Source organism: Massilia sp. CFBP 13721, assembly GCF_014842025.1.
GTDB lineage: Bacteria > Pseudomonadota > Gammaproteobacteria > Burkholderiales > Burkholderiaceae_D > Telluria.
The window spans coordinates 50,499-64,090 of record NZ_JACYUY010000009.1 but is presented as its reverse complement, the minus strand read 5'-3'; the positions used below and the strand labels follow the sequence as shown (position 1 = coordinate 64,090).

At 71.7% G+C, this 13,592-nt stretch carries 1 protein-coding gene; it reads left to right on the top strand.

The features are described from left to right. The first annotated feature begins 179 nt into the window (after positions 1 to 179). Positions 180 to 13,508 (top strand): non-ribosomal peptide synthetase, encoded by a 13,329-nt coding sequence (locus IFT60_RS10920; protein ID WP_192051999.1) that lies wholly within the window; start codon positions 180 to 182, stop codon positions 13,506 to 13,508. Positions 13,509 to 13,592 lie beyond the last annotated feature (84 nt).

Sequence of the window (13,592 nt, the reverse complement as noted above, 5' to 3'; positions counted from 1 at the left end):
CGGCGGCGGCCTTCCCGCCCGTCTTGACAGGGCGCCGGTTTTCGGCGCCACCGACATCTGAACGTAATATCTCTCCCCTATCCTGACCAATCTTGCTACGTGCGCGCGGAAGAAAGGCCGCGCGCGCCCCGGTGTCGCCGGGGCCTCGACTGATTGTGCTCAACTGGTTTGGATAGAGAATGATACATTTCGACGGTGGTCCCCTGGTTCCCGCTCCTGGCTCGGCGAAGGACTTGCTGAAAGCGCGATTACGCAAACACCAGGCCAGCGCCAGGTCCGCCGCCGAGGCCATCGTCCCGCTTGCCGGGCCGGCCACCCGCCTGTCGTTCTCGCAGCAGCGGCTATGGCTGCTCGACCAGATCATGGGCGCCCACCACGCCTACAACATGTCGCTGGCGGTGCGCTTGCATGGCGCGCTCGACGTCGCCTGCCTGGGGCAGAGCCTGGACGCGATCCTGGCGCGGCACGCGGTGCTGCGTACCCGCTTCGCCAACCGGGACGGCAGCCCGGTGCCGGTGCTCGATCCACCCACGCCGCTGGCGCCGGCGCCGGAAAACGTGGCCGGCGAACAGGAAGTGCAGGCGATCTGGGAAGCCGAGCGGCGCCACGTGTTTCGCCTGGCCGAAGAGCGCCTGATCCGGGTGCGCCTGCTGCGCGAAGGGCCGGAGCAGCACGTGCTGGTCGTGACGATGCACCATATTGTTTCCGACGCCTGGTCGCTGGGCGTATTCTTCAACGAACTGATCGCGGCCTATTGCGCCGCCAGCGAGGGGCGCGCGCCGGAACTGGCGCCACTGCCGATCCAGTATGCCGACTACGCCCACTGGCAGCAGGAGAGCCTGGGGCGCGACGTGCTGGCGCGCCAGGCCGATTACTGGCGCAACCAGCTGCGCGGCCTGCCGCCGGAGATCGCGCTGCCGTTCGACGCGCCGCGTCCGCCGCAGCAAAGCTTTCGCGGCGGCCTGGCCTATCTCGAGGTGCCGCGGGCGCTCACCGAACGGATCCGCCTGCTCGGCCTGCGGTCCGATTCCACCCTGTTCATGTGCCTGTTCGCGGCGTTCAGCGTCCTGCTGGCGCGCCGCTGCGGCGAAGAAGACATCCCGATCGGCACCCCGGTGGCCAACCGCACCCGGCGCGAGACCGAGGGCCTGATCGGCTTTTTCGTCAACATCCTGGTGCTGCGCTGCGACCTGGGCCAGGATCCGACCTTCGACGAGGTGCTGCGCCGTACCCGCGACACCGTGCTCGAGGCCTACGCGCGCCAGGATATCCCGTTCGAATACCTGGTCGAGACGATCGAGCCCGAACGCGACCTCAACAAGTCGCCCCTGTTCCAGGTCATGTTCGCCCTGCAGAACGCCCCGGTCGAGTCGACGCAGTCGGGCGCGCTGCAACTGTCGGCCCTGGTGCCGGCATCGCAGCAGGCCGTGGCGCGCTACGACCTGACCTTCAACCTGACCGAAACCGCGGGCGGCATCCTCGGCGTGATGGAGTACAGCAGCGACCTGTTCGAGCGCGACACCATCGACAACCTGCTGGCCCAGTATCTGCTGCTGCTCGAGCAGATCGTCGAGCAGCCCGAACTGCCAATCCAGGAATATGCGCTGGTCACCCCGTGGGACCGCCTGCCGTACCGCGCCGCGCAGCGTTCCGGCAGCAAGGCCGGAACGCACGCGAGCTTCCTCGATTTCGTCGCGGCGCAGCCGCAGCGCACGATCGTGGTGCGCGACCGCCACGGCGAACACGACTTCGCGAGCATCCTGCGGCGCGCCGATGCGCTGGCCAGCCTGCTCGCCTGCGACGACGGCACCGGCCCGCAATGCATCGGCGTGATCGAGCACCCCGGGGCCGACCTGCTCGTCGCCGTGCTGGCGATCCACAAGATCGGCGCCACCGTGTACTTCATCGCGCCGACCCGGAGCGCGCTGCGCCGGCGCCACCTGCTGGCCTCGGCCGGGGTCTCGCTGGTGATCGACGCGTCCGACCCGAGCGCGTTCGCCTGGCTGCCGGGCGGCCCGCGCATCCGTTACGCGGCGCCGCTGTCGCCGCCGCCGGCGCTGCGCTTTCACATGGTGCACGGCTCGGGCAAGCTGCTCGAAGCCGAACTGGACGAACCGGCTTTCCTCGACTGCCTGCTGCGCATGGCCGAATGCCAGTCGGCCGTGCACTCGGCCGCGGCGGCGCTGGCCTGGTGGTTCAGCCCGGTGCTGGCGTCGATGGCCGGCGCCTTCGGCAAGGGGCAGGTGTGGGATTGGCAGGCCAGTCTCCAGGGCCCGCAATACGACGGCAAGCTGTGCCCGGGGCTGCCGATGGCGGTGCTCGACGGCGCCGCGCTGGCGCCGCTCGGCACCGCCGGCGAACTGTGCCTGGCGAACGTGCGCCTGGCCGGCGTCGCCGCCGCCTTCCACGCCGAGCATCCGCTCGCCCAGGGAGAGCGCCTGGTGCGCACCGGCGTGCGCGCGGTGATGGAAAAGGATGGCAGCTGCCGCATCGCGCCGCCGACGGCAAGGCAGCGGCGCCGCGCCCGCGTCGCCGCCTTCCTGGCCGCCGCCAGCGAAGCCTTGCTGCGCGCGGCCGCGCCCTCGCAGCAGCCGACCATGGTGGCGGCCGGCGGCCAGTGGACCGTGTTCGTCCGCGGCGGCGCCGACGCGGCCGGCGCCACGCTGGGCGAACTGCTGGCGCGGCTCAAGCAGGACCCGGCGCCGCAATTGCTGCCGGCGCGCCTGCGCGTGCTGGACCAGCTGCCCGCGCTGGCCGACGGCGAAGTGGACCGGCGCGCGCTCGCGCTGCGCGGCGACACCGTCGTACCCGACAGTGCGCCGCCCCAGGGACGCACCGAAGCACTGCTGGCCGCGCTCTGGGAAGCGCTGATTCCCGGCCGCCGGGTAGGGCGCGACGATAATTTTTTCCTGGTCGGCGGCTATTCGCTGATCGGGGCCCAGCTGGTGGCGCGCATCCGCGACGCCTTCGGGGTGGAACTGTCGCTGCGCGACGTGTTCGAGCAGCAGACCTTGCAGGCCCAGGCACGTTTTATTGATAATCGCATCGATGGCCGCATCGACGGCAGCGCCGCCGCGCCGGCGCCGCTCGCAGCGGATGCGGCGGCGTCGGCCGTCGGCGCGCCGCTGGCGTTTTCGCAGCAGCGCCTGTGGTTCCTGAGCCGCATGATGGCGCCCAACGCGGTGTACACGATTCCGCTCGCCCTGCGCCTGCGCGGCTCGGTCGACGAGGACGCGCTGGTGCGCAGCCTGGACGCGATCGTCGACCGCCACGCCATCCTGCGCACCCGCTTCGCCGAGATCGACGGCCAGGCGGTACAACTGGCCGATCCTCCCGGCGGCGGCTGGGTGGTCGTCGAAGACATCGCCAGCGAAGCGCAGCTGCGCGCGCGCCACCTGGCCGAACGCGGGTATTGCTATGACCTCGCGGGCGAACCGCTGACGCGCCTGCGCCTGCTGCGCACCGCCTTCGACGGCCAACTGGTGCTGCTGGCGAGCTTTCACCACATCGTCTTCGACGGCTGGTCGATGGGCGTCTTTTTCAGGGAGCTGGCGCAATTCTATGGCGCCGCGACCGGCGCCGCCGAGTGCGCGCCGCCGGCGCCGCTGCCGATCCAGTTCGCCGACTACGCGCGCTGGCAGCGGCGCCACCTGGACGGGGAACTGATGGCCGGCCAGCTGGCCTATTGGGAGCGGCAGCTGGCCGGCCTGCCGCCGCTGCTGGAACTGCCCACCGACCGCCCGCGTCCGGCCGAGCAGAGCTTCCGCGGCGCCACCATCAATTTCGTGGTCGGCGCGGAACTCGTCGCACGCCTGCAGGAACTGAACCGCAGCTGCGGCAGCACCCTGTTCATGTGCCTGGGAGCGGCCTTCGCACTGCTGCTGGGCCGCTATGCGCGCCAGCACGACGTCGCCATCGGCACCCCGGTGGCCAACCGCCAGCGCAGCGAAACCGAGGCCATGATCGGCTTCTTCCTGAACAACCTGGTGCTGCGCTTCGACTTGTCCGCCGAGGGCGGCGCATCCACCTTCCGCACCCTGCTGGGCGCCACCCGCGCGATGGCGCTGCAGGCGTATGCGAACCAGGATGTGCCCTTCGAACACCTGGTCGAGCGCCTCAACCCGGTGCGCAGCCTGGCCTACGCGCCGCTGTTCCAGGCCTCGATCTCGTTGGTCGACACGCCGGTGCAGGCCGCCGCCTTTCCCGGCATCGCGCTCGAACCCCTGCAGTTCGCCCAGTGCGAGGGGGAGGCGGGCGTGGCGCGCTACGACCTGAGCCTGATCCTGTCGTCGCTGGGCGACGGCGGCCTGCTGGGCAGCATGGAGTACAGCAGCGACCTGTTCGACGCGGCCACGATCGAGCGCATGCTGGGTCATTTCCAGGGCCTGCTCGCGGCGGTGGCGCGCCAGCCCGACCTGGCGCTGGCCGAACTCGACTTCCTGGGCCGCGACGAGCGCCGCCTGCAGCTGGACGGGTGGAACGCTACCGCGCGCGCCTTTCCCGACGCCAGCGTGCACGCGCTGTTCGCCGCCCGCGCCGCCGCCCGGCCCGACGCGGTGGCCCTGGTCGCGGGCGGCGCGCACCTGAGCTACGGCGCGCTGGAACGGCGCGCCAACCGGGTCGCGCAGCGCCTGCTGGCGCTGGGCGTCGCGCCGGACAGCTGCGTCGGACTGTGCGTGGAGCGCTCGTTCGACATGGTGGTCGGCATGCTCGCCATCCTGAAGGCCGGCGCCGCCTACGTGCCGCTCGATCCGGCCTATCCGGAGCCGCGCCTGCGCCAGATGGTCGGCGCCGCCGCCTGCGGCGTGATCCTGAGCCAGCGCCACCTGATCGGCGAACTGGCGTTCCTCGACGGCTGCCGCACCCTGGCGCTGGACGGTGCCGACGACGGCGCCGACGACGCTGCGGCCGGCGCGCACGATTCCGCCACGGCGCCCGCGCTGGCGGTCACGCCGGACCGGCTCGCCTATGTCATCTTCACCTCCGGCAGTACCGGCGTGCCCAAGGGCGTGCCGGTCAGCCATGCCAACATCGTCAGCCTGGTCGCGAGCGGCGACGCCGTCACGGTTGGCGCCGACGCCGTGGTGGCGCAGGCGGCCAGCTGCGCTTTCGATGCCATCACCTACGAATTGTGGTCGCCGCTGCTGGCGGGTGCGCGCGTGCTGCTGGTCGACAAGGAGACGCTGCTGGCGCCCGAGGCGCTGGCGCACTGCCTGCGCGCCCAGCAGGTGACGTCGCTGTTCATCACCACGGCGCTGTTCAACCGCATCAGCCACGAGATACCGCAGGCGTTTGCCGCGCTCGACCAGCTGCTCTTCGGCGGCGAAGCCTGTTCGCCCGACGCGATCGCGCGCGTGCTCGAACACGGCGCGCCGCGCCAGCTGCTGCACGTGTATGGTCCGACCGAATGCACCACCTTCGCCACCGGCTTCGCACTCGAGCGCGCGCGCTTCCTGGCCGGGCGCCAGGCGCCGATCGGCATGCCGCTGGCGAACACGCGCGCGTACGTGCTGCAGGACGGCCAGCTGGCGCCGCTGGGCGCGGTCGGCGAACTGCACCTGGGCGGGGCCGGCCTGGCGCGCGGCTACCTGGGCGACCCCCGCCTGAGCGCGCAGAAATTCGTGCCCGATCCGTTCTCGCCCACGCCGGGCGCGCGCATGTACCGTACCGGCGACCTGGTGCGCCTGCGCGCCGACGGCGCCATCGATTTCATCGGCCGCGCCGACCACCAGGTCAAGATCCGCGGTTTTCGCATCGAGCTCGGCGAAGTCGAGGAAGCATTGCGCCTGCACGCGGACGTGGGCGAGGTCTTGGTGCTGGCGCGCGAGGAGCGTCCCGGCGAGCGCAGCCTGGTCGCCTACGTCACGCCGCAGGGCGGCGCGCCCGCGGCCGCCGAACTGGTGCGCCACCTCAGGGGCCGCATTCCGGAGTACGCGGTGCCAGGCGCCTTTGTCATGCTCGACAGCTTCCCGCTCAATAATAACGGCAAGATCGACCGTGCCCGGCTGCCGCAACCGGATGCGGCGGCGTATGCCCGCGCGCAGTACACGGCGCCGGCCAGCGCGCTCGAAACGCGCCTGGCGGCGCTGTGGCAGGCCAATCTCGGCAGCACCACCCCGGTGGGCACCGGCGACAACTACTTCGCCATCGGCGGCGATTCGATCCGCTCGATCGCGCTGGTGTCGGCGGCGCGGGCCGAACAGCTGCAGTTTTCCATCAAGGACCTGTTCGCGCACCCGACGGTGGCCGAACTGGCCAGGGTGGTGGTGGAGGGCGGCGCGCCGCCCGAAACCCCATTCGTCGCCCCGTTCGCGCTGCTGAGCGCCGAGGAACGGGCCGCCTTGCCGGCGCGGCACAAGGGCCATGCGGTGGTCGACGGCTATCCGCTGTCGATGCTGCAGCAGGGCATGCTGTTCCATTCGATGCAGCATCCCGATTCGCCCGTCTACCACTGCGTGATCACCTTCGCCGTCGAGGCGGCGTGGCAGCCGGCCTGCTTCGAGCAGGCGCTGCGGCACGTGATCGCGCGCCATCCGGTGCTGCGCACCGAATTTTTCCTGCACGGCGGGCGCCCGCTGCAATTCGTCAGCGCCGGGCGCACGCCGGCGCTCCAGGTGCATGACCTGCGCGGCGAGCCCGCGCTGTCGGCCGAGGCCGCGATCGAAGCGTGGGTGCTGGCGGAAAAAGTCAGGGGCCTGCGCATCGAAGATCCGTGGCGCATCGGGGTGCTGGTGCTGGACGAACGGCACCTGCAGTTCGGCCTCAGTTTTCACCACGCGCTGTGGGATGGCTGGAGCGATGCCGCCCTGGTGGCCGAGCTGTTCGCCGCCTATCGAGCGCTGCTGCAGGGCCAGGCGCCGCAAGCCGAGGCGGCGCCGCCGCCGTACAGCGCCTACATGGCGCTGGAGCTGGCCGCGCTGGCCGACGACACGCACCGCCAGTACTGGGCGCGCGCGCTCGAAGGCGCGCGCCAGCCCTGGTGGGGGGCCAGTCCGCAGCGCCAGTGCCGCCACTTCTTCTGCGAGATCGACGCCGCGACCAGCGCGGCCGTCATCGCCGTGGCCGAGCGCCTGGGCGTGCAGGAAAAGAGCGCCTGGTGCACCGTCTACCTGGCGCTGACGGCGCTGCTGGACGGGCATGACCGCATCCTCGGCTCGGTGGTCACGCACGGCCGTCCCGAAATCGCCGGCGCCGACAAGACCGTCGGCCTGTTCCTCAATTCGCTGCCGCTGCAGGTGGATACCGGCGCGGCCAGCTGGAACGCGCTGATCGTCGAGGTGAACACGCTGCTGGCCCAGCACCAGGCGCACCGCCACTATCCGCTGGCGCAGATCCAGGCCGACCTGCGCCTGGATTGCTCGGCATCGCTGTTCAACTTCACCAACTTCCACGTCATCAGCAACGCCGGGGCCGACTCGGGCGTGATCGGCAGCGGCAGCCTGGGCCTGGACCAGACCAACTACAAGTTCAGCGTCGACGTGCAGAAGAACGATGCGTCGAACCGCCACGTGCTGCGCGTGGCGCTCGACCCGACCGTGTTCGATGCCGCCTTCCAACAGCGCATCGGCCAGTTCGTGCGCAATATCCTCGCCGCGATGACGGCCGATCCGGCCGCCCCGCTCGAGCGCGCACGCCTGCTGGGCGACGAGCTGGCGCGCATCGCGGCCTTTGGCCACGGCGCCGACAGCGCGCCGCCGGCGCCGTCGGTGCACGCCATGTTCGAAGCGCAGGCGCGCGCCACCCCCGACGTCGTGGCGCTGGCATTCGAAGGCGCCCAGCTGAGCTATGCGGAGCTGGACCACCGTGCGAACCAGCTGGCGGCCTGCCTGCGCGCACGCGGCGTCGGGACCGACCAGCTGGTCGCGGTGTGCGTCGAACGCAGCCTCGAGATGACGATCGGCCTGCTGGGCATCCTGAAGGCAGGCGCCGCCTACGTGCCGCTCGACCCGACCAATCCGCGCGCGCGGCTGGCGCAGATGCTGGCCGATTCGGGCGCGCGCATCGTCCTCACCCAGGAGCGCTTCGCGCCGGCGCTGGCCGGGCTGGGCGTGGAAGCGCTGGTGCTCGACGCGGGTTGGGACGCGATCGCGGCGCAAGCCGCGGCCACGACGGCGGCGCCGGCTGTCCAGGCGCCGGCGAGCCTGATGTACGTCATCTACACCTCCGGTTCGACGGGCAAGCCGAAAGGCGCCATGAACGAGCAGCGCGCCATCGTCAACCGGCTGCGCTGGATGCAGCACAAGCTGCCGCTGGCGCCGCACGACAGGCTGCTGCAGAAGACCCCGTACAGTTTCGACGTCTCGGTCTGGGAGCTGTTCTGGGCGCTCACCTGCGGCGCGACCCTGGTGCTGGCCCGTCCCGAGGGCCACAAGGACCCGGCCTACCTGCGCGCCCTGATCGAAGCGGCGTCGATCGACGCGCTGCACTTCGTGCCCTCGATGCTGCAGGTCTTCCTCGACCACGGCGTGGAAGGCGGCTGCGCCAGCCTGCGCACGATCGTGTGCAGCGGCGAGATGCTGCCGGCCGAGGTGGCGGCGCGCTGCATGGCGGCGTTGCCGCGGGCGACGCTGAACAATATGTACGGCCCGACCGAAACGGCGATCGAGGTCAGCCACTGGACCTGCCGCGGCGGCGAGCCGTCGGTGCCGATCGGGCGGCCGCTCTCGAACACCAGGCTGTACGTGCTCGACGGGCGCATGCGGCCGGTGCCGGTCGGCGTGGCCGGCGAAATCTACATCGGCGGCACCCCGGTGGGGCGCGGCTACTTCGGGCAGCCGGCCTTGACCGCGCAGCGCTTCGTGCCCGATGCGCTGAGCGCGGTGCCGGGCGCGCGCATGTACGCCACCGGCGACCTCGGATGCTGGCGCGAGGATGGCAGCATCGCCTGCCTGGGCCGCAACGATCAGCAAGTGAAGATACGCGGCTTCCGCATCGAGCTCGGCGACATCGAAGCCCAGCTGGCGAAGCACCCGGCGGTCGGCGCCGCCAGCGTCATGGCGCGCACCGACGAGGGCGGCGCCGCGCGCCTGGTGGCCTATGTGACCGCGGCCGATGCGCCGGGCACGGCCGCTCCTGATGCCGCCCAGCTGCGCGCCCACCTGCAGGCGGCGCTGCCCGAGTACATGGTGCCGGCCGCGTTCGTCCTGCTAGATGCTTTCCCGCTCACGCCGAACGGCAAGCTGGACCGCAAGGCGCTGCCGGCGCCCGGCTTCGACGCCGGCGCCGGTCCTGGTGCCGGCCAGGCGCCGCAGGGCGAAATGGAAATCATGCTGGCCGGCTGGTGGCAGGAACTGCTGCGCACCGGGCCTGTCGGCAGGCACGATGATTTCTTCGCACTGGGCGGCCACTCGCTGCTGGCGCTGCAACTGATCACCCGCGTGCGCCGCGGCCTGGGGCGCGAGCTGGCCCTGCGCACGCTGTTCGAACATCCGACCATCCACGCGCTGGCGCGCCAGCTGACGCGCGCCGGGGGCGCCGTGCAGGAAGCGATTCCCGCGCGCGCACCCGATGCCGCCGCCTTGCCGCTGTCGTTCGCACAGCAGCGGCTGTGGTTCCTGTGCCAGCTCGACGGCGCCAGCGCCGCCTATCACATGTCGCTGCCGCTGCGCATCCGCGGCGCCATCGATCATCGCGCCTTCCAGGGAGCGCTCGACGCCCTGGTCGCGCGCCACGAAAGCCTGCGTACCGTGTTCACCGAGTCCGGCGGCGCGCCGGTGCAGGTGGTCGTGCCGGCGGCGCCTTGCGCGCTGCGCAGCGACGACCTGCGCGCGCTGGCGCCGGACGAGCGCGAGGCGGCGCTGCGGCGCTACTGCGCGCAGGAAGCGCAGGCGCCGTTCGACCTGGCGGCCGGTCCGCTGCTGCGCGCCAGGCTGCTGCGCGTGGACGAGGACGAGCATGTGTTCATGCTCGTGATCCACCACATCGTCTCCGACGGCTGGTCGATCGGCTTGCTGCTGCGCGAATTCGGCGCACTCTACCAGGCCCTGCGCGCAGGGCAGGCCAGCCCGCTGGCGCCGCTGCCGGTCCAGTATGCCGACTACGCGCTGTGGCAGCGCGCATGGCTGCAGGGCGAGGTGCTGCAGCGCCAGGTCGACTTCTGGAAGGCGCAGCTGGACGGCATCCCGGCGCTGCTCGAACTGCCGGCCGACCACGCCCGTCCGCCGGTGCAAAGCTATCGCGGCGGCAGCGTCGGGTTTGCCCTGACGGCCGAGCTGAGCGCGCGCTTGCGCGCGTTCGCACGGCGCCACGACGCGACCCTGTTCATGACCCTGTTCGCGGGCCTGGCGATCCTGCTGTACCGTCTCGGCGGACAGCGCCAGTTCGCGATCGGCACCCCCGTGGCGAACCGCAACCGCGCCGAACTGGAGGGCCTGATCGGCTTCTTCGTCAACACGCTGGCGCTGCCGGCGCGGCTGGACGAAGGCATGAGCGTGGCGGCACTGCTGCGCCAGGTCAAGGAGACGACCCTCTCGGCTTATGCCCACCAGGACCTGCCGTTCGAGAAGCTGGTGGAAGCGCTGCGGCCCGAGCGCAGCCTGGGCAGCAGCCCGGTATTCCAGGTCATGCTCACGCTCGACAACACACCGCAGGGCGCCGGTGGCTTGCCCGGCCTGGAACTGAGCGCCGAGGGGATGGCGGGCGACACCGAACAGTTCGACCTGTCGCTGTCGCTGCAGGAAGCCGGCGAGCAGATCGCCGGCGCCATGGGCTATGCCAGCGACCTGTTCGAGCGCGCGACGATCGAACGCTGGGTCGCCCATTTCATCCAGGTGCTCGACACCATGGTGGGCGACGAGGCGCCGGCGCTGGACGCGATCAGCCTGCTCGACGAAGCCCAGCGCGCCTGCGTGACCCAAGGCTTCAACGGCGGCTTCGATGCCGCGCCGGCGACGCACGCCAGCCTGCACGGCTGGTTCGAAGCGGTGGCGGCGCAGGCGCCGGACGCGGTCGCATTGGTGCAGGAAGGCAGGCAGCTCGGCTACGCGGCGCTCGATGCGCAGGCGCGGCGGCTGGCGGCCGGCCTGCGCGCGCGCGGCATCGGGCCCGGCCAGCTGGTGGCGCTGTATCTCGCGCCCGGCATCGAACTGGTGGCCGCGGTGCTGGGCGTGCTCAAGGCGGGTGCGGCCTACCTGCCGCTCGATCCCAACAGTCCGCCGGAGCGCCTGGCCTGGATGCTGGACGACGCCCGTCCGGCGCTGGTGCTGAGCGAAGCGGGCCTGGCCGACGCCCTGCCCGCGGGCGGCCCGGCCGCGCTGACCCTGGCGCAGGCCGTTGCCGCGGGCGCGGCCTGGTGCGGCCCCGCGCCGGCGGCCCCGGCGCCGCAGGGGCTGGCCTACGTGATCTATACCTCGGGCTCGACCGGCAAGCCGAAAGGCGTGATGGTCGAACACCGCCAGGCGGTGGCGCTGGTGGGCGCGGCGCGGCGCGCCTATGCGCTGACTGCCGGCGACCGCGTGCTGCAGTTCGCCGCGCCCAGCTTCGACGTATGGGTCGAGGAATGCTTCGGCGCGCTGTGTTCGGGCGCGGCGCTGGTGCTGCGAACCGACGCCTGGCTCGATGGCGGCATGCGCTTCTGGCGCCATTGCCAGGATGCCGAGGTCACGGTGCTGAACCTGCCGACCGCGTTCTGGCAGCAGCTGGTGATCGACGCCGGCCCGGCTGCCGCGCCGACTTCCGCGCCGACTTCCGCGCCGGCGGTGCGCCAGGTGATCATCGGCGGCGAGAAGGTCAATCCCGCATTCGTGGCGCGCTGGTTCGCGCACGGCGGCACGCTGCCGCGCCTGGTCAACGCCTACGGACCGACCGAAACCACGGTGACGGCGGCCATGTGCGTGCTGGAAGACGCCGGCCTGGACGCCGCCCTGATCGGGCGTCCGCTGTGCAATTCCCGGATCCACATCCTGGACGCGCATGGCGCCGCGGTGCCGGTCGGGGTGGCCGGCGAGATCTTCATCGGCGGGACGGGCGTGAGCCGCGGCTACCTCGGCCGCCCGGGCCTGAGCGCGGCGCGTTTCGTGCCCGACCCGTTTGGCGCCACGCCCGGCGCGCGCCTGTACCGGAGCGGCGACCTGGGACGATTCCGCGCCGACGGCAGCGTCGAGTACCTGGGGCGCAACGACGAACAGGTCAAGATCCGCGGCTTTCGCATCGAACTGGGCGAAATCGAAGCGCACCTGAACCGCCATCCGGCGCTGCGCGAGGCGGTGGTCGTCGCGCGCGAGGACAGCCCCGGCGACAAGCGCCTGGTGGCCTACCTGGTCGAAGACGCGCGCGCCGGCGCACACGCCGGCACCGACGTCGCGCAACTGCGCGCCTGGCTGGGCGCGCTGCTGCCGCCCTACATGGTGCCGGCCGCATTCGTCCGCCTGGACACGCTGCCCCTGACGGTCAGCGGCAAGGTCGATCGCAAGGCGCTGGCCGCGACCGAAGCGCATGCCCATGCGGCGCAGGCCTGGCCGGCGCACGCCTACCAGCGGCCGCAGGGTGCGAGCGAGCACACCATCGCCACGGTCTGGGCCGAGCTGCTGCAGCGCGGCCAGGTGGGGCGGCAGGACAACTTCTTCGAACTGGGCGGCCATTCGCTGCTGGCCGTGGTCGCGGCCAATCGCCTGCGCCAGGCCGGCATCGAGGTCGGGCTCGACGCGTTCTTCCGCTTCCCGACGGTGGAAGCGATGGCGCGCTCGCTGGACGCGGACGCCGGACCGGCCATCGGGGCCGGCAGCGGCGCCGATGGCGTGCTGGCCATGCGCGAAGGGGACGGCGCCGCGCCGCTGTTCCTGGTACACGAGATCACGGGCGATATCTTCCCGCTGTTCCCGCTCGCGCGCAGGATCGCCGCGGGCATTGCCGTCCATGGCTTGTCGATGGACGACGGCGCCCGCTACCGGACGGTCGCGCAACTGGCGGCGCACCACGTCCGGTCGATCCGCGCCGTCCAGGCGCACGGACCCTACCGCATCGCCGGCCATTCCTTCGGCGGCGTGCTGGCCTACGAAATTGCGGCCCAGCTGGCGGCCGCCGGCGAGGAGATCGGCTTCCTCGGCCTGGTCGACAGCTACCGTCCGGACCGTGACGACTGGGGCGGCGCCGTCGGCACGCTGCAGACGCTGATGCTGTACGTGCGCATCCAGCATCCGGCAATCGACGGCGCGGTGCTGGAAAGGCTGGCCGCATCGGGCGACGCCGAGCAGGCACTGGCGCTGTGCCAGGACATGGCGCTGTTCCCGCGCGAGCTGGGCCTGGACGAAGTGAAGCGCTGGGCCGCCAACATGAACGCCGTCATGGCCATGGCCGCCGCGTACCGGCCGGCGCCGCTGGCGGTGCCTGCCTGGCATTTCACGGCGGCCGACCTGGCGCCGACCGGCGAGCGCGACTGGACCGGCTTGCTGGGCCCGGGCTTGCGCACGGTGCCGGTGGGAGGCACGCACCAGGGCGTGATCCAGGAACCCCAGGTGCAGGTGCTGGCCGCGGCCATGTCGCGGGCACTGGAGGCAGGGCCCGAAGGCTGATGCGCGGGGTCCGCGGCGGCGCAACCGCCGCGGACCCGCGTGTTGCCGTGCGGGTTTTACTGGCGCGAATGGAAGCGGACCTGC